The organism is Actinoplanes sp. NPDC049548, assembly GCF_040676695.1.
GTDB lineage: Bacteria > Actinomycetota > Actinomycetes > Mycobacteriales > Micromonosporaceae > Actinoplanes.
This window is the reverse complement of sequence record NZ_JBFAPM010000002.1, coordinates 595,738-618,209: the sequence shown is the minus strand read 5'-3', so window position 1 is coordinate 618,209 and position 22,472 is coordinate 595,738. Positions and strand designations below refer to the sequence as shown.

21 protein-coding genes are annotated in these 22,472 nt (G+C 73.0%); 14 read left to right on the top strand and 7 right to left on the bottom strand.

Translation table 11 applies throughout. From position 1 onward, the window contains the following. Positions 1-174 precede the first annotated feature (174 nt). Positions 175-945, top strand: a complete 771-nt coding sequence (locus AB0J80_RS07000) for a hypothetical protein (protein WP_364701334.1) — start codon at positions 175-177, stop codon at positions 943-945. On the opposite strand, the gene AB0J80_RS06995 is transcribed toward AB0J80_RS07000, so the two are convergent. Continuing rightward, on the bottom strand, positions 932-1,414 hold the full coding sequence (locus AB0J80_RS06995) for a DUF3093 domain-containing protein (RefSeq protein WP_364701234.1): 483 nt from the start codon (positions 1,412-1,414) through the stop codon (positions 932-934). The two genes, AB0J80_RS07000 and AB0J80_RS06995, sit on opposite strands and share 14 nt — an antisense overlap. Before the next feature lie 94 nt (positions 1,415-1,508). On the opposite strand from AB0J80_RS06995, the gene dut reads away from it, so the two are divergent. From dut to AB0J80_RS06975, 4 genes are all read left to right on the top strand, one after another. Continuing rightward, the gene (dut, locus tag AB0J80_RS06990; RefSeq protein WP_364701233.1) at positions 1,509-1,967 is read left to right on the top strand and encodes a dUTP diphosphatase; all 459 of its coding nucleotides are present in this window, start codon (positions 1,509-1,511) and stop codon (positions 1,965-1,967) included. A gap of 20 nt (positions 1,968-1,987) precedes the next feature. Then, positions 1,988-2,710 carry a DUF3710 domain-containing protein gene (locus tag AB0J80_RS06985; protein WP_364701231.1) on the top strand — a complete coding sequence of 241 codons (723 nt, stop codon included), beginning with the start codon at positions 1,988-1,990 and terminating at the stop codon, positions 2,708-2,710. A gap of 141 nt (positions 2,711-2,851) precedes the next feature. Then, positions 2,852-3,229 (top strand): OB-fold nucleic acid binding domain-containing protein, encoded by a 378-nt coding sequence (locus AB0J80_RS06980; protein WP_364701229.1) that lies wholly within the window; start codon positions 2,852-2,854, stop codon positions 3,227-3,229. Beyond that, a complete protein-coding gene (locus tag AB0J80_RS06975; RefSeq protein ID WP_364701227.1) occupies positions 3,226-3,993 on the top strand; it encodes a DUF3159 domain-containing protein in 768 nt (255 codons plus the stop codon). Before AB0J80_RS06980 ends, AB0J80_RS06975 begins: the two co-directional genes overlap by 4 nt. On the opposite strand, the gene AB0J80_RS06970 is transcribed toward AB0J80_RS06975, so the two are convergent. After that, entirely contained in the window at positions 3,990-4,664 is a 675-nt protein-coding gene (locus tag AB0J80_RS06970) for a TrkA family potassium uptake protein (RefSeq protein WP_364701225.1), read from the bottom strand. The genes AB0J80_RS06975 and AB0J80_RS06970 overlap by 4 nt on opposite strands. Beyond that, entirely contained in the window at positions 4,664-5,329 is a 666-nt protein-coding gene (locus AB0J80_RS06965; RefSeq protein WP_364701223.1) for a TrkA family potassium uptake protein, read from the bottom strand. The genes AB0J80_RS06970 and AB0J80_RS06965 overlap by 1 nt, the downstream gene beginning before the upstream one ends. A 113-nt stretch (positions 5,330-5,442) precedes the next feature. On the opposite strand from AB0J80_RS06965, the gene AB0J80_RS06960 reads away from it, so the two are divergent. Together AB0J80_RS06960 and AB0J80_RS06955 are read left to right on the top strand one after the other, a co-directional pair. Then, a complete protein-coding gene (locus tag AB0J80_RS06960) occupies positions 5,443-7,515 on the top strand; it encodes an APC family permease (protein WP_364701332.1) in 2,073 nt (690 codons plus the stop codon). Further along, on the top strand, positions 7,512-8,771 hold the full coding sequence (locus AB0J80_RS06955) for a TRAM domain-containing protein (RefSeq protein ID WP_364701221.1): 1,260 nt from the start codon (positions 7,512-7,514) through the stop codon (positions 8,769-8,771). The genes AB0J80_RS06960 and AB0J80_RS06955 overlap by 4 nt, the downstream gene beginning before the upstream one ends. Here the strand turns inward: AB0J80_RS06955 and AB0J80_RS06950 are convergent. Then, a complete protein-coding gene (locus AB0J80_RS06950; RefSeq protein WP_364701219.1) occupies positions 8,698-10,095 on the bottom strand; it encodes a cation:dicarboxylase symporter family transporter in 1,398 nt (465 codons plus the stop codon). The genes AB0J80_RS06955 and AB0J80_RS06950 overlap by 74 nt on opposite strands. A gap of 126 nt (positions 10,096-10,221) precedes the next feature. Between AB0J80_RS06950 and dxs the strand changes: the two genes are divergently transcribed. From dxs to AB0J80_RS06920, 6 genes are all read left to right on the top strand, one after another. Then, on the top strand, positions 10,222-12,147 hold the full coding sequence (gene dxs, locus AB0J80_RS06945; protein ID WP_364701217.1) for a 1-deoxy-D-xylulose-5-phosphate synthase: 1,926 nt from the start codon (positions 10,222-10,224) through the stop codon (positions 12,145-12,147). A 44-nt stretch (positions 12,148-12,191) separates the two neighbouring features. Next, positions 12,192-13,511 carry a PQQ-binding-like beta-propeller repeat protein gene (locus tag AB0J80_RS06940; RefSeq protein ID WP_364701215.1) on the top strand — a complete coding sequence of 440 codons (1,320 nt, stop codon included), beginning with the start codon at positions 12,192-12,194 and terminating at the stop codon, positions 13,509-13,511. Between the two features lie 2 nt (positions 13,512-13,513). Next, positions 13,514-14,851 (top strand): PQQ-binding-like beta-propeller repeat protein, encoded by a 1,338-nt coding sequence (locus AB0J80_RS06935; RefSeq protein WP_364701213.1) that lies wholly within the window; start codon positions 13,514-13,516, stop codon positions 14,849-14,851. Between the two features lie 43 nt (positions 14,852-14,894). Beyond that, positions 14,895-16,223: a hypothetical protein gene (locus tag AB0J80_RS06930; protein ID WP_364701211.1), complete on the top strand. Its 1,329-nt coding sequence runs from the start codon at positions 14,895-14,897 to the stop codon at positions 16,221-16,223. Positions 16,224-16,309: 86 nt separating this feature from the next. After that, entirely contained in the window at positions 16,310-17,002 is a 693-nt protein-coding gene (locus AB0J80_RS06925) for a response regulator transcription factor (protein WP_364701209.1), read from the top strand. A 26-nt stretch (positions 17,003-17,028) separates the two neighbouring features. After that, positions 17,029-18,228: a HAMP domain-containing sensor histidine kinase gene (locus tag AB0J80_RS06920; RefSeq protein WP_364701330.1), complete on the top strand. Its 1,200-nt coding sequence runs from the start codon at positions 17,029-17,031 to the stop codon at positions 18,226-18,228. Positions 18,229-18,272: 44 nt separating this feature from the next. Here the strand turns inward: AB0J80_RS06920 and AB0J80_RS06915 are convergent, their stop codons facing one another. Further along, the gene (locus AB0J80_RS06915; protein WP_364701207.1) at positions 18,273-19,052 is read right to left on the bottom strand and encodes a glucose 1-dehydrogenase; all 780 of its coding nucleotides are present in this window, start codon (positions 19,050-19,052) and stop codon (positions 18,273-18,275) included. A gap of 167 nt (positions 19,053-19,219) precedes the next feature. Here AB0J80_RS06915 and AB0J80_RS06910 point away from each other — a divergent pair, with 167 nt between their 5' ends. Next, a complete protein-coding gene (locus AB0J80_RS06910; protein ID WP_364701205.1) occupies positions 19,220-20,068 on the top strand; it encodes a helix-turn-helix transcriptional regulator in 849 nt (282 codons plus the stop codon). A gap of 19 nt (positions 20,069-20,087) precedes the next feature. On the opposite strand, the gene AB0J80_RS06905 is transcribed toward AB0J80_RS06910, so the two are convergent. Beyond that, entirely contained in the window at positions 20,088-21,218 is a 1,131-nt protein-coding gene (locus tag AB0J80_RS06905; RefSeq protein ID WP_364701203.1) for a DUF2637 domain-containing protein, read from the bottom strand. A gap of 165 nt (positions 21,219-21,383) precedes the next feature. Further along, positions 21,384-22,403, bottom strand: a complete 1,020-nt coding sequence (locus tag AB0J80_RS06900) for a hypothetical protein (RefSeq protein ID WP_364701201.1) — start codon at positions 22,401-22,403, stop codon at positions 21,384-21,386. Positions 22,404-22,472 lie beyond the last annotated feature (69 nt).

The window sequence follows — 22,472 nt, the reverse complement described above, 5'->3', positions numbered from 1 at the left end:
CCGTCGTCGACGGCCGGGCGCCGTGTGATCCTCGGGTCGCGCGGCGTGTGACCCGTGTGCCCGCCTGATTCACTGGGTACAGGGTCATCGACGGCAGACGTGACGGGGAGGTCGACCACCATGAGCCGCCCAGATGAGAACTCGGCACCGACCGCAGAGCCGGGGCGTGAGCTCATGAAGGTCGACCCGGCTGGGACGCCGGAGCGGGTCGTGGAGGACGCCGAGATCGGCGCCACCGTGGCCGCGCTGACCGCCGACGACCTGGCGCCCGACAAGCGCCGTCATCTGCTCGGCCGGTTGGTCGGCGAGGTGCGCCGGCGGGGGCTCGGCCAGCTGTTCCGCCCGCGGGCGGCGCTGCGCTGGATGGCCGACGTGGTCGCCGACGTCGCTCCGCACGTACCGGTCCGGGATCTGGCCACGCTGCGCCGTCACTTCGACGGGCTGGAGGGCGACGAGCTCGCCGAGCGCCTGATCCGCAACGCCTCCCGGGCCACCGCCGGGGTCGGTGCGGCCGGCGGCGGTGTGGCCTCGCTCGAGTGGGCCGCGGCCCCGACCCTGCTCTCCGCGCCGGTGCTGCTGGCCGCCGAGACGGTCGCCGTGGTCGCCGTCGAGCTCAAGCTGATCGGCGAGCTGCACGAGGTGTACGGGCAACCCGTGGCCGGCTCCGCGGGACAGAAGGCAGTGGCCCTGGTGCAGTCCTGGTCCGGCCAGCGGGGCGTGAACCCGCTCGTTCCCGGCGTCGGGGTCGCCACGGTACTGGGCACCGCGGCCCGGCAGGAGCTGCAGAAGACGCTGCTGCGCCGCTTCGGGCGCAACCTGACCACTATGGGACCGCTGCTCACCGGCGCGGCCGTGGCCAGCTACCTGAACCGCCGGGCCACCCGTTCGCTCGGCGAGAAGCTCGTCAAGGACCTGCGCAAGAAGCGCCCGATCAGTCCCGCCTAGCCGCGAGCAGGGCCGTCGCCAGCTCGACGGGGTGGCGCGTGCTGACCACCCAGAACGGCGTCGGGTCCGCCGGGTCGTCGAGGACCACCTGGACCGCGCCCTTGATCCACGGGCGCTGCACGACGAACGCCAGCGGATGCGAGCCGACGCCCAGCACCTCCCGCTTGCCGTCCGCGTCCAGCGCCACCACGTCCGAGATCACCGAGACCGGCAGCCGGGCGTCGTCGACCTGGAGCTCGGCCGTCGTCACGGCCACCCGGATCCGTCCCAGCCACCACGGCAGCAGCGCGGACAGCGGGAGCAGGACGGCGAACGGCACCCACGCGCGCAGCCCGGAGCTGCCCATCCAGATCTCGGCCGCGAGCAGGGCGCCGACGCCCATTGCGGCCGGCCACATCCACCAGGGGGCGCGCAGCCGCTCGGCGTACGCGGCGGGCGGGGCCGTGCGTGCGGAGGGCTCGGATGTCACGCTGGTGAGGGTACGGCGCGCCTCCGCCCCCGGCCACGGCAGGATGGCAGGGTGGGTGCCGCCCGATCCGCTTCGACGTGAGGACTCTCCGCCCGTGGACATCCAGGTCCGTCTCCTCGATCCCGGCCTGCCGCTGCCGTCGTACGCGCATCCCGGTGACGCCGGTGCCGACCTGTACGCGGCCGAGACCGTGGAGCTCGCCCCCGGGAGCTGGAAATGCGTGCCGACCGGTGTCGCGATCGCCCTGCCGGAGGGGTACGTCGGGCTCGTGCACCCGCGCTCGGGGCTGGCCGCTCGCCTGGGTGTGACGGTCCTCAACGCCCCCGGTACGGTCGACGCTGGGTACCGCGGCGAGATCCTGGTGAATCTCATCAACCATGACCGGGAGAACACCGTCAGGATCTCCCGGGGGGACCGCATCGCCCAGCTGGTCGTCCAGCGGGTCGAGAGGGCCGTGTTCCACGTCGTCGACGAGCTCGACGACAGCGCGCGCGGCGCCGGCGGCCACGGTTCGACCGGTGGTCATGGCGCCCTGACGCAGCAGAAGCTCTAGATCGGGAAGGTGGCAAGCAGATGTTCTCCCGCAAGCGCGGAGGCCCGCGGCACGTACGCCCGGACGACGCGCCCCAGTCGGCGGCGCTCGCTCAGAGCATGGGTGACCTGCCGCCGGCGCCCGAGTTCGGCCCCTGGGACAGTGAGCAGGCGCCCGAGGGGGTCCAGCGGCTCGACCTCGGCAGCCTGCTGATCCCGGCGGTCGAGGGCGTCGAGGTGCGGGTGCAGGCCAACCCGGACGGCGGTGTCGAGCAGATCGTCCTGGTGCACGGCAACAGCGCCCTGCAGCTGGGGGTCTTCGCGGCGCCGCGGACCGAGGGCATCTGGGACGAGGTGCGCGAGGAGATCGCCACCGCGATGAAGGCCGACGGCGCGGCGCCCCAGGAGCTGCAGGGCCCGTACGGCGTCGAGCTCGCGGCCAGGGTGAACACCCCGGACGGCCCGGCCGACGTGCGCTTCGTGGGCGTGGACGGGCCGCGCTGGATGGTCCGCGCGCTGTTCCAGGGCCTGGCGGCGGCCGACCCGGCGCAGGAAGGCGTGCTGGGCGAGTGCCTGCGCGGGCTCGTCGTGGTTCGCGACAACGAGGCCCGGCCGGTGCGCGAGGCGCTGCCGCTGCGGCTGCCGCGCGAGATGGCCCAGGTGGCGGACGATCACGCCCACCACCAGCACGAGGACCCCACGCCGCCGGACGTCGCCCCGAACCAGCAGATGCCGGGCGTGAACGGGCGTCACGGCGGAAGGTGATTGTATTCGCCTCCGGTGACCTAGGTCACCGGAGGCGCTTCCGGCGTACCGTGGACTTGCGGCCCCTGCCCACACTGGGCCGTCTGCCGGTACCCCCGCCGGCGGGTATCAGTGGCTTGCCAACAGAGGTGGCGAGAGGTCATGACGACCGATGAGCGCACCGGCCTGCGCCGGTTCTTCGAACGGCTGACCGCTTCCGAGGCGGAGCTCGACGCCCAGGAGCTGCAACGCGACAGCGCCAAGTGCGGCGCCGTGCCGGCCGGGCAGTGCCGCCGCGGCCAGGTGGTCTCCGTGTCGGGGCGGCTGCGCACGGTGGCGTACACTCCCCGCACCAACCTGCCGACGCTCGAGGCGGACCTCTACGACGGCAGCGACGTGGTCACGCTCGTCTTCCTGGGCCGTCGCTCGATCGTCGGCATCGAACCGGGGCGTCAGCTCACCGCGCGCGGCCGGATCGCGATCCGGGACGACCGCAAGGTCATCTACAACCCGTACTACGAGCTGGAGGCGCCCCGGTGACACCCGGCAGCGAGCCCCGTCACGCCGCGCACGAAACGGTGGAGGAGCGGGTCGCCGAGGAGGTTGTCGAGGAACTCGACCTGCACCCGGTCGAGGAACCCCTGCCCTCGATGAGCGAGCAGATCGCCGAGCAGCTGGGCGGGGTGCGCGGGCTCATCGAGTCGAGCCTGCCGGTGCTCGTGTTCGTGGTGCTCAACGTGCTGCTCGGGGACGCGGTCCTGGATCTGCCGAAGAAGACGGCGCTCTACTGGGCCATCGGTGGCAGTGTGGGCTCGGCGCTGGCCATCGGCGCGTACAGGCTGAGCCGCAAGCAGCCGGTCCGGCACGCGGTCAACGGCATCTTCGGCATCGCGGTCGGCGCCTTCCTGGCGTGGCGCACCGGCGACGCCAAGAACTTCTACCTGCCGGGCATCCTGTTGACCCTGGGACAGGTGGTCCTGCTGATCATCTCGGTCGCGGTCCGCAGGCCGATCATCGGGTACGTGTGGGGCGTGCTGGCCAACGGCGGGAAGCACGACTGGTTCGGCAACCAGCGGCTGTTCCGGACGTTCCAGTGGCTGACCCTGGTGTGGGCCGCCTCGCTCTTCGTCCGCGCGGGCGTGCAGGGCTGGCTGTACCTCGCCGACCAGGCGAACGCGATCGGCATCGTGCGCGTCCTCATCAGCTGGCCCATCTACGCGGCGACGTTCGCGTACACCGCCTGGGCCGTGCACCGCGTGACGTCGGCCCAGGCGGCGGAGAAGGAAGCGGCCGAGGCGGCCTAGCCGAGATCGCCGGCCTTGCCGAGGACGACGGCCCGGACCTCGTCCTCCACCTCGGTCGTGCAGACGAAGATCAGCTCGTCGCCGGCCTCCAGCGGGTCGTCCGGCGTCGGCACCAGCACGCGCTTGCCGCGCAGCACGGCCACCAGCGCCGAGTCGCGCGGCATCGGCACGTCGCGGACCGGCTGGCCCACGTACGGTGCATGGGCCGGAAGGGTGATCTCGACCAGGTTGGCCTCGCCCTGCCGGAAGGTCATGATCCGGACCAGGTCGCCGACCGTGACCGCCTCCTCGACCAGGGCCGCCATCAGGCGCGGCTTGCTCACCGCGACGTCGACGCCCCACTGCTCGGTGAAGAGCCACTCGTTCTCGGCGCGGTTGACCCGGGCGACCACCCGGCCGACGGCGAACTCGGTCTTGGCGAGCAGGGAGACGACCAGGTTGGCCTTGTCGTCGCCGGTGGCCGCGACGACCACGTCGCAGCCCGCCACGTCGGCCTCCTCCAGGCTGCTGACCTCGCAGGCGTCCGCGAGCACCCACTCGGCCTCGGGCACCCGCTCGGGGCGCAGCTGGCGGGGCTGCCGCTCGATCAGCATGACCTGGTGGCCATTGCCGATGAGCTCCTGCGCGATGGAGCGGCCGACGTTGCCGGCGCCCGCGATGGCGATCCGCATCAGTGACCCCCCACCTCGGTGGTCGCGGCGGCCGCGAGCACCTGATCGACGATGTCGTCGGTGACCAGCATGAAGACCTGGTCGCCGTCCTGCAGGACGGTCGACGGCGTGGCCAGCGAGCCGATGCCGAAGCGCATCAGGTAGGCGACCCGGGCGCCGGTGGACTCCTCGAGCGCCTTGATCGTCCGGCCCACCCACTCGCGGTGCAGCGGCGCCTCGACGATCGAGACGGCGCTGGTCGGGTCGCGGAACACCTCGACCGTGCCCTCGGGGACCAGGTGCCGGACCATCCGGTCGGCCGCCCAGCGGATCGTCGCCACGGTCGGGATGCCGAGGCGCTCGTAGACCAGCGCCCGGCGGGCGTCGTAGATACGGGCGACCACCCGTGAGACGCCGTACGTCTCCCGGGCCAGGCGAGCCGAGATGATGTTGGAGTTGTCGCCGCTGGAGACCGCCGCGAACGCGTCCGCCCGCTCGATGCCGGCCTGCCGCAGCACGTCCCGGTCGAAGCCGATGCCCGTCACCGTGAGGCCGCTGAACTCGGCGCCGAGCCTGCGGAAGGCGTCCGAGTTCTGGTCGATGATCGCGACCGAGTGGCCGCGGGCGTCGAGCTTGTGGGCCAGCGTCGAACCGAGCCGGCCGCAGCCCATGATCACCACGTGCACCGTTATGCGCCTTCCCGCTGGATGCGTACTCAGCAGAGCGTGCCATGCCCGCGCGACGGACGCTGGCCGGGGCGCCCGACGGCGTGGCGCGGACAGCCGTACGCTTGGCGCTTGTGGCGAGTTCGACGTCCTTAGCCAAGCGCCTGCTGCTCGGCCGGCCCTTCCGCTCCGACAAGCTGCAGCACACGCTGCTGCCGAAGCGGATCGCGCTGCCCGTGTTCGCCTCCGACGCGCTGTCGAGCGTCGCGTACGCGCCCGACGAGATCCTGCTGACCCTCTCCATCGCCGGGGCGGGCGCGTTCGTCTACTCGCCCTGGATCACGCTGGCCGTCGCGGTCGTGATGGTCACCGTCGTGGCGAGCTACCGGCAGAACGTGCACGCGTACCCGTCGGGTGGCGGCGACTACGAGGTGGCGACGGTCAACCTGGGTCCGCGCTTCGGCGTGGCCGTGGCCAGCGCGCTGCTGGTCGACTACATCCTCACCGTGGCGGTGTCGGTCAGCGCCGGCGTCAACAACCTCGGCTCGGTGGTGCCGTTCGTCGCCGAGCACAAGATCGGCATCGCGCTGGCGGCGGTCGCCGTGCTCACCGGGCTCAACCTGCGCGGGCTGCGGGAGTCCGGCACGGCGTTCGCCATCCCGACGTACGCGTTCATCGTGGTCATCCTCGGCATGGTCATCACCGGGGTGGTCCGGGTCTTCGTGCTCGGCCAGGACCTCCGTGCCCCGAGCGCCGGCCTCGTCATCAACGCCGAGGAACAGCACCTGACCAGCTTCGCCTTCGTCTTCCTGCTCCTGCGCACCTTCTCCTCCGGATGCGCCGCGCTGACCGGTGTGGAGGCCATCTCCAACGGCGTGCCGGCCTTCAAGCCGCCGAAGAGCAAGAACGCCGCCACCACGCTGCTGATGCTCGGTGGCATCGCGATCACGATGCTGGTCGGCATCGTGCTGCTGGCCCGCGCCACCCACCTGCAGTACGTCGAGGACACCTCGCAGATCGTCTCCGGGCCGGCCAACTACGTGCAGAAGACGGTCACCACCCAGCTCGGTGAGACGGTGTTCGGCAACGGCTCGATCCTGCTGTACCTGGTCGGCGCGGTCACCGCCCTCATCCTGTTCCTGGCCGCGAACACCGCCTTCAACGGCTTCCCGGTGCTCGGCTCGATCCTGGCCCAGGACCGTTACCTGCCGCGGCAGCTGCACACCCGTGGCGACCGCCTGGCGTTCAGCAACGGCATCATCTTCCTGGCCGTCGCCGCGATGGTCCTGATCATGGCCTTCGACGCAGAGGTCACCCGGCTGATCCAGCTCTACATCGTGGGTGTCTTCGTGTCGTTCACGCTGTCGCAGGCCGGCATGATCAAGCACTGGAACCGGCTCCTGCGGACCCAGCGCGATCCGACGAAGCGCCGGCAGATGTACCGCTCGCGGGGCATCAACACCGTCGGCGTGGCGATGACCGGCGCCGTGCTGATCGTCGTACTGATCACCAAGTTCCTGCTCGGCGCATGGATCGCGATCGCCGGGATGATCGTGATCTACGTGCTCATGCTGAGCATCCGCAAGCATTACGTGCGGGTCGCCGAGGAGCTGCAGCCCACCGAGGAGCGCCCGGTGCTGCCGTCGCGCAACCACGCCGTGGTGCTGGTCAGCAAGGTGCACCTGCCGACGCTGCGGGCCGTGGCGTACGCCCAGGCGACCCGGCCGGACACGCTCACCGCGGTGACGGTCAACGTGGACGACAAGGACACCCGCAAGATCCAGGCGGAGTGGGAGCGGCGGCAGATCCCCGTGCCGCTGACGGTGGTCGACTCGCCGTACCGGGAGATCACGCGGCCGATCATCGACTTCGTCAAGAGCGTGCGCCGCGGCTCGCCGCGCGACGTGGTCACCGTCTTCGTCCCCGAGTACGTCGTGGGCCGCTGGTGGGAGAACCTGCTGCACAACCAGAGCGCCCTGCGGATCAAGGGACGGCTGCTGTTCGAGCCGGGCGTGATGGTGACCAGCGTGCCGTGGCAGCTGCGCTCCAGCCAGGACCGGGACCTGGACCGCCTCGACGAGAACCTCAGCCGCGCCCCGGCCCGCGGTCCGCGGACCCGCCGCACGGACAGCCCGACGTCGACGGCCGCCGCGGGACGCCGGTCCGATGTCCCGGCCGCGGCGGCCGTGCCGGACGAGTCCCGGTGAGCCCGGCGGAGCTCGATCTCGTCGAGGGTGACCGGGTCGAGGTGACGGTCGGTGCGCCCGCGCACGGCGGGCACTGCGTGGCGCGGATCGGCGGCGAGCACGGGCAGGTGGTGTTCGTCCGGCACGCGCTGCCGGGGGAGCGGGTCACGGCGGAGATCACCGAGCTGCACCGGGGATACCTGCGCGCCGACGCGGTCGCGGTGCACCACGCGTCTCCTGACCGGGTCACGCCGCCCTGCCCGTACGCCCGTCCCGGAGCCTGTGGCGGTTGCGACCTGCAGCATGTCTCGCCGGCCGCACAGCGGGAGTGGAAGACCGCCGTCGTGCGCGAGCTGCTCACCCGGATGGGCGGCCTGACCGACACGCTGGGCGTCCAGGTGCAGCCGCTGCCCGGCGGTCTCCTCGGCTGGCGTACCCGCATCCGGTACGCCGTCGACGCCGCCGACCGCCCGGGCCTGCTCAAGCACCGCTCGCACGAGGTCGTCCCGATCGACCGCTGCCGCATCGCCCACCCGGCGTTGCAGGCGCTCGACGTCACCGCGCGCACCTGGCCGGACGTCTCGGCGGTCGAAGCGGTCGCGTCCACCGGCGGCGATGTCACGGTGTTCGCGCGGGCCGGCTCGGCGCCCGTGGAGTCGATGCTGGACGAGACCCACGGCGGTGACCGCGCCCTGCTCGACGGCTCGGCCCACGTGCGGGAGCTCGCGGCGGGCCGGGAGTGGGACGTGCCGGCCGAGGGCTTCTGGCAGATCCACCCGGCCGCCGCCGACACCCTGGTCGCCGCCGTGCTGGAGCTGCTCGAGCCCCGGCCGGGCGAGGTTTCCTGGGACCTGTACGGCGGCGCCGGCCTGTTCGCCGCCGCGCTCGCGGAGCGGACCGGCGCCCGGACCACCGTGGTGGAGTCGTCCGCGGTGGGCGTGTCCGCGGCCCGGCGCAACCTGGCGGACCTGCACGGCGTGGAGGTGGTGGCGGCGAAGGTGGACGTCGCCCTGGCCCGCCGCCGGGTCACCGGCCCGGTCGACCTGGTGGTGCTGGACCCGCCGCGCGCGGGCGCCGGGGGCAAGGTGGTGCGGGCGGTCGCCGCGGCGGGCCCGCGGGCGGTGGCCTACGTGGCGTGCGATCCCGCGGCCCTGGCCCGGGACGTGAAGACGTTCACCGGGCTGGGGTGGCGGGTCGCGGCGCTCAGGGCGTACGACTGCTTTCCGATGACTCAGCACGTGGAGTGCGTGGCTCTGCTGGTTCCTCCCGGTCGCTGACCGGTTCCCCGTGGGCGTCGTGCGGGTCGTCGTCGTAGGACGTCTCGTCGAACGGGGCCTCGCCGGCGAGCACGGCGCGGGCCTGCTCGCGGTCGATCTCGCCGGTCCAGGTGCCGATCAGGACGGTGGCCACGGCGTTCCCGGCGAAGTTGGTCAGCGCCCGCGCCTCGGACATCAGGCGGTCGATGCCGACGATCAGGCCGACGCCGGGTACGAGGTCGGGCCGGTGGCTCTGCAGGCCACCGGCCAGCGTCGCCAGGCCGGCGCCGGTGACGCCGGCGGCGCCCTTCGAGGCGATGATCATGAACAGCAGCAGGCCGATCTGCTGGCCCACGGAGAGCGGCTTGTCGAGGGCGTCGGCGATGAAGAGTGACGCCATCGTCAGGTAGATCGCCGTGCCGTCGAGGTTGAACGAGTACCCGGTCGGGACGACGATGCCGACGACCGGCCGGCTGACGCCCAGGTGGCCCATCTTGGCGATCAGCCGGGGCAGCGCCGACTCGGACGACGAGGTCGACAGGATGAGCAGGAACTCCCGGGCCAGGTAGCGCAGCAGCCTGAAGATCGACATGTGCGCGACCAGGCGCAGCAGCAGGCCCAGGACGACGAAGACGAAGAGCGCGCAGGTCGTGTAGAAGCCGACCATGATGCCCGCGAGGCTCTTGAGCGCGTCCACCCCGGTGGCGCCGACCACCGCGGCCATGGCGCCGAAGGCACCGACCGGGGCGAGCCACATGATCATGGCGAGGATCCTGAACACCAGCCGCTGGATCACGGCGACCGCCCGGATCACCGGCTCGCCGCGGCTGCCCAGGCCCTGCACGGCGAAGCCCACGAGCAGGGCCACCAGCAGGGTCTGCAGCACCTGGCCGCTGGTCAGCGCGCTCACCAGCGTCTCCGGGATGACGCCGAGCACGAAGTCGACGCCGGACTCGGCCTCCTTGGCCACCTGCGCCTGGCCGGTCTGGGCCAGCTCGGCGCTGAGGTGCAGCCCGGAGCCGGGATGCAGGATGTTGCCCACCACCAGGCCGATGGTCAGCGCCACGGTCGACATGACGAGGAAGTAGAGCAGTGCCAGGCCGCCGACCCGGCCCACCTGAGCGGCCCGGCGGACCGAGCCGACGCCGAGCACGATCGTGCAGAAGATGATCGGCGAGATCATCATCTTGATCAGCGCGACGAAGCCGGTCCCGAGCGGGCGCAGTGCCTTGCCGACGTCGGGGAAGAGGAAGCCGACGGCGATGCCGAGGGCCATCGCCACGATCACGGCGATGTAGAGCAGGTGGCTGCGGTCGCGGCGGACCGTGGGCGCATCGACGGTCATGCGTCCTTCCTACCTCACCAAGTGATCTGAGTCACGATCTTCGTGTTGTGCAGGTTTTGTGGAGGAGGTCGCAGTAACCGATCGCGCCAGGTGCGCGCGTGCCGTACGCCGATAGACTGACGCCTCATGAGCGAGCGCAGTGATCAGACGGCGGGCATCCTCGGCACGATCGAGACGCCCGGCGACCTCAAGCGTTTGAGCGCTGAGCAGCTGACCCTGCTCGCCGCCGAGATCCGTGACTTCCTCGTGGCCAAGGTCTCGCGCACCGGCGGGCACCTGGGGCCCAACCTGGGCGTGGTGGAGACCACCCTCGCGCTGCACCGGGTCTTCGACTCGCCGCGGGACCGGATCCTGTTCGACACCGGGCACCAGGCGTACGTGCACAAGATCGTGACCGGCCGCCAGGACGGCTTCGACCTGCTCCGGCAGCGCGGTGGCCTCTCCGGCTACCCCAGCCGCGCCGAGAGCGAGCACGACCTCATCGAGAACTCGCACGCCTCGACCGCCCTGTCGTATGCGGACGGCATCTCGAAGGCTTTCGCGCTGCGCGGCGAGGACCGGCACGTGGTGGCGGTGGTCGGCGACGGCGCCCTGACCGGCGGCATGTGCTGGGAGGCGCTCAACAACATCGCCGCGGCCAGGAACAAGCTGGTCATCGTCGTCAACGACAACGGCCGGTCGTACGCGCCCACGATCGGCGGCCTCGCGGACCACCTCTCCACGCTGCGCCTCAACCCGGGTTACGAGCGGGTGCTCGACCTGGTGAAGAACGCCCTCGGCTCGACCCCGGTGGTGGGCAAGCCGGCGTACGAGGTGCTGCACGCCGTGAAGAAGGGCATCAAGGACGCGGTCAGCCCGCAGCCGATGTTCGAGGATCTCGGGATCAAGTACATCGGCCCGGTCGACGGGCACGACACCCAGGCCATGGAGTCGGCGCTGCGCCGGGCCAAGGGCTTCAACGCGCCGGTCATCGTGCACGCGGTGACCCGCAAGGGCTACGGCTACCGGCCCGCGGAGGACGACGAGGCGGACTGCCTGCACGGCCCGGGCAGCGCGTTCAGCATCGAGACCGGCAAGCTGCTGGCCGCTCCCACGGTGAAGTGGACGCACGTGTTCGCCGAGGAGCTCGTGGCGATCGCCGACGAGCGGCCCGACATCGTCGGTATCACCGCGGCGATGGCCGAGCCCACCGGCATCGCCGCGCTCGCGAAGAAGTACCCGGAGCGGGTGTACGACGTGGGCATCGCCGAGCAGCACGCGGCGACCTCGGCGGCGGGCCTGGCCATGGGCGGCCTGCACCCGGTCGTGGCGGTCTACGCGACGTTCCTCAACCGCGCGTTCGACCAGGTCCTGCTCGACGTGGCGATGCACGAGCTGCCGGTCACGTTCGTGCTCGACCGCGCCGGCATCACCGGCCCCGACGGGCCCAGCCACTACGGCATCTGGGACATGAGCGTCTTCGGCGTCGTTCCCGGCCTGCGGATCGCCGCGCCGCGCGACGCCGCCACCCTGCGCGAGGAGCTGCGCGAGGCGGTCGCGGTCGACGACGGGCCGACCATCGTGCGGTTCCCGACCGGCTCGGTCGCCGCGGACCTCCCGGCGCTGCGCCGGGTCGGGCCGGTCGACGTCCTGCGCGAGGGGGAGCGTAAGGACGTGCTCCTGGTCGCGGTGGGTGCCTTCGCCAAGCTCGGCATGGAGGTCGCCGAGCGGATCGCGGAGCACGGGTACGGCGTGACGGTCGTCGACCCGCGCTGGGTGCGCCCGGTGCCGATCGAGCTCGTCGGCCTGGCCGGCGGGCACCGCCTCGTCGTGACGCTGGAGGACGGTGTGCGTGCCGGCGGGGTCGGCGAGGCCGTGGCCAGCACGCTGCGCGACGCCGGAGTGGACGTGCCGCTGCGTGACCTGGGCGTACCGGTCGGCTTCCACCCGCACGGCAGCCGCGCAGAGATCCTGGCCTCGCTCGGGCTGACCGCTCAGGACATCGCGCGCGACGTGACCGAGTGGGTGTCGCAGCTGGAGGAGCCCGCCGCGGAGCGCCAGCCGGCCCCGTGAGGCTCAACGGGCGCTTTCGTTACTAAGCCGTTACCTTTGAGGGTATGGCGGCGGAGACGTTCGGCGGCAACACGGTAGTCATCGACCTCGGTCTGGACCGGGGCGAGCCCGACGAGTACGCCTCCCCGGCGCGCTCCACCGTGCCCCGGTGGTTCGCGCCCGTCCTCATCGCCGTGGTCGTGCTCCTCGGCTCCGCCGCGTCCGCCGCCCCGCCGCCACCGGCCCTGACCCCGGTGCTCTCGGTGCGGGTGGGGCCGGCCGACCCGTACGCGATGACCACCACCGGCGACCTGCTCGTGCAGAGCCTCGGCACGCTGGCGTCCTACGACCTCGCCGACGGGCAGCTGCGCTGGCAGACCGGCTCCGACGCCCCCTCGTACAGGCTGCGCACCGGCAGCGGGGTGGTGCTGCTGCGGCCGTACGCCGGCATGGCCCGGACCGATCCCGGCACCACCGCCCTCTCGCTGGCCAACGGCTCGGCGCTCTGGCGGCGCTCCGGCAGCGTGGTCACCGTCGCGGGCTCGCCCGCCCTGCTCGCCGTCTCCAGCGTGCGCAGCTTCTCCGGTCCCGGCCGCCGCGTCCAGGGCTCGGTGGAGGCGGTCAACGCGGCGACCGGCATGACCCGCTGGCACGTCGCGGTGCCGTCGACCGCGGTGCTGCTCGGCGTGCCCGGGACCGGCGACCTGGCCCCGCGGATGCTGCTCGTGCACGACAACCGCACCGCCGCCGTCCACGACTTCACCACCGGTGCCGTCCTGGCGACCGGGCAGCTGCCGCCCGCCGACTACGGGCCGGACAACCCCGTGGTCTCCGGTGGCCTCCTGCTGCTGCGGCACCCGACCCTGGCCGGGCGCATGGTGTCGGCCTTCGACCCGGTGACGTTGCAGCACCGGTGGACCCGGCCGGCCGGATCCGCCTTCGGCGTCGTCACCTGCGGCCGGTTCGCCTGCCTCACCGGCCCGGACGGGGTGCGGGCCGTGGACCCCGCCGACGGCGGCCTCGTCTGGTCCCGTCCCGCGTGGCGCAGCGTCGAGGAGCGCGACGGGATGGTGGTGGCCTTCGGTACGCCCGCCGGCGACAGCGACCCCGTCGGCATCGTCGACCCGGCCTCCGGCGACGTCCTCGTCGACCTGCGGGGCTGGCGGCTGGTCCCCGGCTCCGGCGGTGACCACCTGCTCGTGACGCGGATCGTGCACGCGGGTGCCCGTACCATGGTCGCCGTCGCCGCCCCCGGCGACGCGGGACCGGAGCTGCTGTCCGACCTGCCCGCCGGCACCGGCGACTGCCAGGCCGCGCCCGGCCGGCTGGTCTGCCGCTCGACGGCCGGCGAGCTCGTGGTCTGGGCGTACCAGCGGAAGGGATAGGCGTGGCGCTGATCGAGCTGAGCCCCGGGACACCGGCTCCGCCCGCAGCCGCCAGCCCACCACCCGCGTACGTCTACCGCCGCGCCGGTCTCCTCCTCGCCGTGGTCCTCCTGCTCGCGCTGGGCGGCGCCGCGCCCGCCTCCGCGATGATCTGGCGGCGCAACGGTCTCGTGCCGCTGCCGGACGACGGGGACTTCCAGCTGTTCGGCGGGCGCCTCTATACGATCTCCTTCGGCGCCGGGCCGCCTCGGATCCGCGCCCTGACCACAGACCCGGTCCGCGAGCTGTGGACCGTGACCGGCCCGCCCGGCGACGAGGAACGCCCCTACTACGTCTCCGACGCCGCCGGCGGCGTGGTGATGATCCGGGCCGCGGGCGCGACGACCGTCCTCGACGCGAAGACGGGCGCGGTGCGCTGGCACACCTCGAACCTGGTGCAGCGCCTCGGCGGCGACGCCACCGGCCTGCTGCAGCAGGAGCGGTTCCGGCCCGGCACCGAGTACGACCCGGAGTCCGGCGACCCCGGCCGGCTGTACGGCTACGCCGGCGACGGCCTGCACACCGAGCCGGCGCTCAGCACCACGCTGTCCGGCGTCGACCTCGGCACCGGGCGCCGGCTGTGGTCCGCCACCATCGCGGGGTCGGTCTCCACGCAGGCGATCGGCGTCCGCGAAGCCTTCGCCGTGCTCTCCGCCGACCTCCTCACCGTGCGGTCCGCCGGCGACGGTGCGGTCCAGCGCCAGCGCGCGATGCCCCGGGTCGACGGCCGCGGACCGGTGTGGTTCGAGGCCATTGGCGACATCCTGCTGGTGCATTACGGCGACTTCGGCCAGGGCGGGCGGGTCGCCGCGTACGCCCAGGACACCCTGGAACCGCTCTGGCAACGCGACGAGGCGGACCCCCAGGGCAGTGCGGTCGCGTGCGTCGCCCTGCCCTGCGCGAGGAGCCGTACCGAAGTCGCCGTCCTCGACCCCCGCACCGGCGCGCCGCTGTGGCGGGCAGGCGCGGGCATCGACCTCAGCGCGTTCGGCACGGACGCCGTCCTGGAGGCCCGCTCCACCAGCCGGCCCCTGCGGATCGCCGACCGGCGTACCGGTAAGACCCGGGCCGACCTGCGGTACTGGATGACCTACACGGCCTCGCCGGGATCCGACGCCTACCTCGTGACCCGGTACGAGTCCGCCACGCGCAGCACCGTGACCGGCCTGCTGCGGCCGGGCGCGGCGGCGGTCCAGCCGCTCGGCCGGATCCCGGACACCAACGGCGAATGCCGCCTGGACGACGCCACCGTAGCGTGCCGGGTCCCCCACGGCATCGAGATCTATCACCACCTGGGGTGAGCGTCCGGTCGCCGAGCGGTGTTCTTCGGCGCACAATGACGGCGTGGGCGACGTCGTCATCGACCTCGGCGAGCTGCGCCACGAAGGGGAGCAGCCGGCGCCCCCACCCGCCCGGTCGGCACCGCACTCGCACCGGGCCGCCCTGGCCGTCGCCGCGGTCGTCCTCCTCGGGCTGGTCACCGGCGCGGTCCCGCGTGCCGAACCCCAACGGCCGGTGACCGTGCCGGCCCGGCTGGGCGACACGATGTTCGTCGAGCCGGACCGCCTCCATGTCGTCGACGCGCCGCCCGCCCAGCCGACGACCCACGTGCAGAACCGGGTGATCAGCACCTACGCGCTGCCCGGCGGCGAGCTGCTGGCCCGGACGACGGCCGCGGTCACCGGAGCCGTCTTCCACGTGACCTCGGCCGGGAACATCGTGCTGGTGTCGTACCAGGTGGACACCGTCGGCGCCGAAGCCACGGTCGCCGTCGCAGCCGGCACCGACCACGCGCTCTGGCGGGCGCCCGCGCGGCTGCTGAGCGTCTCCCACGCCGACGGCCTCGTGCTGCTGCGGGAGAACAGCCCCCAGGTCGGGAACCTCAACTGGTACGGCGTCGACCTCGCCACCGGGCGCACCCGCTGGGTGCTGCGCCAGCCCGTCCTCGGCTACACCACCGAGGCAGGACACAGCCGCGACGGCTTCCCGCACCGCCTCGTCACCGCCACCGTCGCCGGCCACCTCGAGGTACGCGACACGGTGAGCGGCCGGATCGTCGCGAACACCGACGTCGCCGCACCGCCGAGCTGGTCGCGGCGCGGCATCACGGTCTGGCCGGCCGGGGACCTGGTGCTGGTCGGCGGGCTCAACCAGGTCACCGCGTACGCCCTCACCGACCTCAGTGAGCGCTGGACCAACTCGCTGGACCTCTCCGGTCGCTGGGTGCAAGCCGACTGCGGAGGCAGCATCTGCCTCTTCGGCTACCGCGGCGGCGTCCAGGTGATCGACCCGGTCACGGGCGCCTTCCGCTGGTCCAGCCCGCGCTGGACGTCCGCCGTCGACGCCGGGAAGTACCTGCTGGTCACCGGCAGGGAAGGGCTCGAGGCCCGCTACCCGCTCGCGGTCGTCGACCCGGAGACCGGCGACATGCACGGCGACTTCGGCATGTGGCAGTCGGTCGGCCCGGTCCGCGCCGACGGTACGGTCGTGGGCCTGCGCCAGCTGATCGGCGACGACGTCGTCTGGTACGCGTCCCTCGACCCCCGCACGCTCGCCCTCCGCGTGCTGGGCGAAGCCACCGGCGTCTCCGGCGACTGCCAGTACGCGACGGGCGTCCTCGTGTGCCGCAGCATCGACGCCTCCGTCGCGATCTGGCCTCTTACCAGATCGTGACCTAGAGGTAGCCTGCACTCACGGCGGCTTCACGCGGCAGCGTCGAAGCTGGGCGGCGGGTTAGAGGGATTCCGGAGGATCCGCGGGTGCGCGTGCTGGTGGTGGAAGACGAGCGGAATCTCTGCGACGCGATCGCGCGGGGGCTGCGGCGCAAGGGGATGGCGGTGGACGTCGCCTACGACGGCCTGACCGGCCACGAGATGGCGTACGTGACGCGCTACGACGTCGTGGTGCTGGACCGGGACCTGCCCGGCATGCACGGCGACGAGATCTGCGCGGCGCTGGTCGAGTCCGGGGCGCTGACCCGGGTGCTGATGCTCACGGCCAGCGGCACGGTGGCCGACCGGGTCGAGGGCCTCCAGCTCGGCGCCGACGACTACCTGCCCAAGCCGTTCGCCTTCGACGAGCTCGTCGCCCGGGTCCAGGCCCTCGGCAGGCGGGCCACCCCGGCCGCGCCGCCGGTGCTGACCGTCGGCGACCTCGTGCTCGACCAGACGCGCCGGGTGGTCACCCGCGGCGGGGCACCGATCGACCTCACCAACAAGGAGTTCGGCGTCCTGGAGGAGCTCCTCAAGGCCCGCGGGGGCGTGGTCTCCAGCGAGGAGCTGCTCGAACGCGTCTGGGACGCCAACACCGACCCGTTCACGACCACCGTCCGGGTCACCGTCATGACGTTGCGCAAGAAAGTCGGCGACCCACCGCTGATCGAGACCGTGGTCGGCGCCGGCTACCGCGTGCCCGAACCCGTCGTGGTGACCCCGGCGGGCGGCGCCCCGTGACCGTCTACGCCACCCGGCGCGAGCAGATGCGCCTCCGGCCGACCCTTCGCCTCCGGCTCACCCTCCTCAACGGCATCCTCCTGGTCGGCGCGGGCGCCATCCTCGTGCTGCTCGCGTGGCTGCTCGTCGACCACGCGCTGCATCCCGCCGACGAGCTGCAGCCCGGCACGCAGGTCGTGCTCTCCGACGGCACCACCCAGAACGCGCTGCAGTGGCAGACCGACCTCGTGGAAAGCGCCTCCCGTGAGCTCCTCGCCAAGGGTCTGGTCGCACTGTTCGCCATCGGCATCATCGGCACCGCCGGTGCGTACGCGGTGGCAGGCCGGGCGCTGCGGCCGCTGCACCACGTCACCGCGACCGCCCGCCGCCTCGGCGAGGAGACCCTCGACCAGCGCATCCGCTACTCCGGCGCGGACGACGAGGTGGCGGAGCTCGCGCGCACGTTCGACGCCATGCTGGACCGGCTCGCGGGCGCGTTCGAGTCCCAGAAACGTTTCGTCGCCAACGCCTCCCACGAGCTCAGAACACCGCTCGCCGTGATGCGTACCGAGATCGACGTCACCCTCAGCGACGACGAGGCGGACGTCGCCGAGTACCGCCGCATGGCCAAGGTGGTCCGCAACGCCTCCGAACGCGCCAACGGCCTGGTCGACGCGCTGCTCGTCCTGGCCCGCAGCGAGGCGCAGTCCGGACGCCGGCTGGTCCGCAAGGTCCCCGCCGACCTGGCCACCAGCGTCTACAACGCGCTGTCCGCGGTGAAGGCCGAGGCGGAGCGCATGAAACTCGACGTGACGACGGACCTGCAGGCGGCCAACGTGGTCGGCGACCCCAGCCTGCTGGACCGGCTCGCGGGCAACCTCATCGAGAACGCGATCCGCTACAACCACCTGATGGGCAAGCTCTGGCTGCGTACCGACAACGTGGACGGGCAGGCGCGGCTGGTGGTCGGGAACACCGGGTACGAGGTGGATCCGGGCGATGTGCCGGGTCTGTTCGAGCCGTTCCGGCGGGGCGGCTGGGAGCGTACGGGATCGCGGGGATCCGGGCTGGGCCTGTCGATCGTCCGCGCGGTGTGCGACGCGCACGGCGGCACGGTGTCGGCGGTGGCGCAGCCCGGCGGGGGACTGGAGGTCACGGTGAGCCTGCCGGCCGCCGACACGACGCCGGTCGTGGCCGCGTCGGCGACCGTGCCGCGCGCCAAGGGCCTCGGCGTCGCCCCCAGCTGACCCGGCTTCGCATGCCCGGCGCGGGACCGGTCGTCTCCGGCCGGTCAGGCGCGGACGCCGCCGTCGACCGGGAGCACCGCGCCGGTCACGAATGACGCCCGGTCGCTGAGCAGCCACGCCGCGGCCTGCGCGATCTCCTCGGGTTCGGCGCCGCGGCCCAGCGGGGTGGCCGCCACCAGGCGATCCACCAGGCCGGGTGAGTGCTCCTGCCAGGTGTCGATCATCTCGGTCCGGGTGTTGCCCGGCGCGATCGCGTTGACCCGGATGCCCTCCGGCCCGTAGGTGACCGCCGCCGACTCCGTGAGGCTGTTCACCGCACGCTTCATCGCCCCGTACGCGGGCAGCGCCGGATTGCCCCGCAGGCTGCCGACGCTGGAGTTGTTCACGATGGCCCCGGTGCCGGCGGTCGCCCGGACGGCCGCGACCTCGGCGACCATGGACAGCCACGGGCCGCGAAGGTTGATCGCGTACACGTGGTCGAAGTCCGCCTCGGTCACCGTGTCGAGCGGACCGGGCGGCACGAAGGTCCCGGCATTGTTGAACGCCACATCGAGCCGGCCGTGCAGCTCGACGGCGCGGCCCACGGCGGCGCGGACGCTGCCCGCGTCGGCCAGGTCGCACACCACGTAGTCGGCGATGCCGCCGGTGGCGCGTACGGCATCGGTCACCGTCCGCAGCTGCGCCTCGGTCCGGGCGGCCAGCACGACCCGGGCGCCCTCGAGGGCGAAGAGCCGGGCGGCTGCGGCGCCGATGCCCCGCCCGGCGCCCGAGATGAACGCGACCTTGCCGGCGAGCAGGCCGGCGGATGTCGGTGAAGTCGTCATGGCACCCGAGCCTGGTCACGGGCCGCGACGCCATCCAGGACCCGGCAGTGCCTGGCGGAACCGGCCACGTTCCGCTTCGCGATCGTGGGTTCCGTTTCGCGCCCGGGGCGTCAGCCAGGGACTGGCAGTACCTGGCCGGGCCGGCGGGGTCCGCGGAGACTGGGGGTGTGGATCGAGGGGAACTGGCCGCGTTCCTGCGCAGCCGACGAGAACGTATCCGCCCGGCCGAGGTCGGCTTGCCGGCCGGCGTGCGGCGCACTCCGGGGCTGCGGCGCGAGGAGGTGGCTCAGCTGGCGTACATCTCGACGGAGTACTACACGCGGCTGGAACAGGCCCGCGGACCGCATCCGTCGCGGGAGGTGTTGTCCGGGTTGTCGCGGGCCCTGCGGTTGTCCGACGCCGAGCGCGCCCACCTGCACCACCTGGCCGGGGTGCCGCCGCAGCCCCCGTCGGCGCCCTCCCGTGTGGTCCGGCGGAGCATCCTGGACCTGCTCGATCGTCTTCCGCACGCCGCCGCGTTCGTCACCTCGGCCGTCTACGAGGTGATCGCCTGGAACAGCCTCGCGGCCGCTCTCATGGAGGACTTCTCCGCCCTGTCGCGGCGGGACCGGAACCTGGCTCGCCGCGTTTTCCTGGACCCCCGCGGGGCGGGCCGCTCGCTCTGGGGCGTGTCGGACGCCGCTCATTTCGCCCGCAGCGTCGCCCAGGGCCTGCGTGCCACCGCGGCGCGCTACCCGGACGATGCCGAGACGGCCGGGCTGATCCGCGAGCTGCTCGACGGCAGCGACGAGTTCGCCCGGCTGTGGGCGGCGCGTGAGGTGGCCGTCGCGCCGGCCCTGGTGAAGACGTTCGACCATCCGGTGGTCGGGCCGGTCACCGTCAACTGCGACGCCCTCGACGTCGCCGACCGCGACCAGCGAGTGGTGATCTACACGGCCACGGCGGGTTCGCCGTCCGAGGAGGCCTTGCGGTTGTTGTCGGTCGTCGGCACCCAGGTCATGGGGGTACCGAGGTAGCCGAAGCGGGCGGTTCGGTCTAGGCGGCCAGGCGGAGGTCCGTGCCGGCTCCGGCCTCGCGGCGGATCGTGCGCCAGCGGGAGACGCTGATGCCGAGCTCCGCGGCGAGCTCCGCGTCGGTCAGATCGGGGCGGGCTGCCTTGATCTTCTCGGCCGCCGCGATGGTCTCGGCCGGCGTGCGACGCACCTTGGGCGTGGACTTGGTGGACGGCTTCGCGGCGGGCTTCGCCGTGCCGCGACCTGCGCCGGCCGGGCGAGCCGCGGCAGAGGTTGCCGGCCGGGCCGGGCCGGAGCCCACCGGGCGGGCGGTGGCGGTGGTCGCCGGACGGGCCGGACCGGAGGAGGCGGCGACTGTGCGCGGCCGGCGGGTGACGGTCGGCGCGAACGACGAGACTTCCGGGCCGCGCGTCTTGGGGAGGCCGTTCCTGGGCAGGGCCGCGGCTACCTCGGCCAGCGCCTCGGCAGTCGTGCGCCGCGACACGGAAGCCGGGGAGGACGCCGGCACAGCCGACGCGGCCGGTGCCGCCGTCGCCGTCGCGGCCGGCGTGGACGCCGCAGCCGTCGCCGGCACCGCGGCCGTTGCCGGCGCGGCCTCCGAAAGAGATGCGGACGGCGCCGCTGATGCCGCGGGCGACGGCTTGGTGACCGCCGGGAGCGGGATCAACGCGGGAATGCCGGTGCCGGCCGTCGATCCAGGGACCGGCGCGGACGACGTACCCGTTGCGGGGGACGTGGTCTGCCCGGCCGCCTCCCGCTGCAGGGCCGAGATGCGGCCGCCCAGCTCGACCAGGCAGATGCTGGCGACCACGATCAGCCCGTCCACCGACAGCGGCAGCAGGTAGGGCGACGCGCCGGTCTCGCCGTAGCGGGCCGCCACGCCCGCCATGTGCCAGTAGGACACCCAGGCGGCGATGCCCGCGATCGTGGCGGTGGCGACCAGCCGGGCGAGGGCCAGGGAGCGGCGGTGGACCGGGACCCGCGAGATGAGCTCGACCGTCAGGAGGAGGGCGAGCGGGGGCCAGGCGGCGATGGCCTGGCTGATCGGGTTGTCCAGGGCGTGCAGGATGTTCGCGACCACGGAGGCCGCGACGCCCAGCACGAGGGTCGCTCGCACGGCCCAGCGGACGCGCCGAAGTTGCGGGAGTATCACCGTGCGCTCCTCTGCCAGTCGGTTTCGGTGGCGGTGGACCCGGCGGGTCCGGCGAACCATCCTGGCCGCTCGATGTTTCGGTACGGCATCGAGCCTTAATCCCTCGGGACCGCGTCGTGTTCGTGTCCTAGACGAGACGAAGGTGAGATCAGCGCTATCGGCGTGTCAGTTTGACTTCTTCTCGACCTGGCCTCTGAGCTTCGGGAACTCGGCCTTGGCGTCGCTCATCGACTCGTAGTACCAGATCATCCAGCCGACGCTGCCCTCGTCGGCCCAGCCGCACATGACCAGCGGTGCGCCGCCGGCCTCGCCCTTGCCGCACTTCGCCACGCCGCCGAGGGATCCCGGTGCGGTGCTGGTGATGTCGGTGATCTTGAGTCCGCCGACGCCGGCGCCCAGGAAGGTGCCGTCGAGCTCGCGCTTCGGGTCGGCGACGTCGGCCGCCGCGGCCGCCACGATGACGATGTCCTGGTCGGCCGGGGTCCCGTAGAGGCCGCCGACCGTCTGGGTCGCGCCGGGAACCTTCTGCAGGCCTTCCTCGAGCTGCGCGGCGGCGCCGGCGAACTGCGGGTCGGTGAGCTTGGGCCGGCCGCCCAGCCTCGCGGGCTCGACGACGGTGATCTCGGCGGCGGGCTCGGCCGTCGGTTCCTCGGTCGGCTCGGTCCGATCGGTCCTCGCCGTGGGACCGGTGGAGGGGCCGGCCGTCGCGACGTCGTCCGCGGCGTTGCGCGCAGCCAGGTAGATGACGGTGCCGCCGCCCACGCAGAGCACCAGGAGGACGGCGATGGACACCAGCGTGATCGGTACGGCCCGGCTCTTCGGCTTCGGCGCCGGCGCATACCCCGGCTGGGCGTAGCCGGGCTGGGCGTACTGCGGCTGGGTGTAGTCGGGCTGGGGGTATCCCGGCTGGGCGAACTGCGGCTGGGTGTACTCCGGCTGAGGGTGGCCGGGCTGGCCGTGGTCGACGCGGGTGTAGTCCGGCTGGGGCGGGACCTGCTGCCCGTACGCCGGCCGCGGCGGGTAGCCGGGCGGGACCGACGGCGGGACGTCGGGATTCGGCTGTCCCTGGTAGGGCGACGGCTGTCCCGGGACCGGCCCGCCGCCGTAGCCGGGGCCGGGCTGCTGGTAGGGCGGGCCGGACGGCTGCTGCGGGTGGTTCTGGCCGGGGTACGGGGGTTGCGACATCGACGCTCCATGGGGTCTGGCTGGGGCGAAGCTTAGCCGCACCGGGCCGGCGGCACGTCCGCTGTTCCG

Excerpts from the sequence above, each read along its gene's own strand:
- AB0J80_RS07000 (WP_364701334.1), top strand. The coding sequence starts at position 175 with ATGAAGGTCGACCCGGCTGGGACGCCGGAGCGGGTCGTGGAGGACGCC.
- AB0J80_RS06985 (WP_364701231.1), top strand. The coding sequence starts at position 1,988 with ATGTTCTCCCGCAAGCGCGGAGGCCCGCGGCACGTACGCCCGGACGAC.
- AB0J80_RS06980 (WP_364701229.1), top strand. The coding sequence starts at position 2,852 with ATGACGACCGATGAGCGCACCGGCCTGCGCCGGTTCTTCGAACGGCTG.
- AB0J80_RS06970 (WP_364701225.1), bottom strand. The coding sequence starts at position 4,664 with ATGCGGATCGCCATCGCGGGCGCCGGCAACGTCGGCCGCTCCATCGCG.
- AB0J80_RS06950 (WP_364701219.1), bottom strand. The coding sequence starts at position 10,095 with ATGACCGTCGATGCGCCCACGGTCCGCCGCGACCGCAGCCACCTGCTC.
- dxs (WP_364701217.1), top strand. The coding sequence starts at position 10,222 with ATGAGCGAGCGCAGTGATCAGACGGCGGGCATCCTCGGCACGATCGAG.
- AB0J80_RS06940 (WP_364701215.1), top strand. The coding sequence starts at position 12,192 with ATGGCGGCGGAGACGTTCGGCGGCAACACGGTAGTCATCGACCTCGGT.
- AB0J80_RS06920 (WP_364701330.1), top strand. The coding sequence starts at position 17,029 with ATGCGCCTCCGGCCGACCCTTCGCCTCCGGCTCACCCTCCTCAACGGC.
- AB0J80_RS06915 (WP_364701207.1), bottom strand. The coding sequence starts at position 19,052 with ATGACGACTTCACCGACATCCGCCGGCCTGCTCGCCGGCAAGGTCGCG.
- AB0J80_RS06900 (WP_364701201.1), bottom strand. The coding sequence starts at position 22,403 with ATGTCGCAACCCCCGTACCCCGGCCAGAACCACCCGCAGCAGCCGTCC.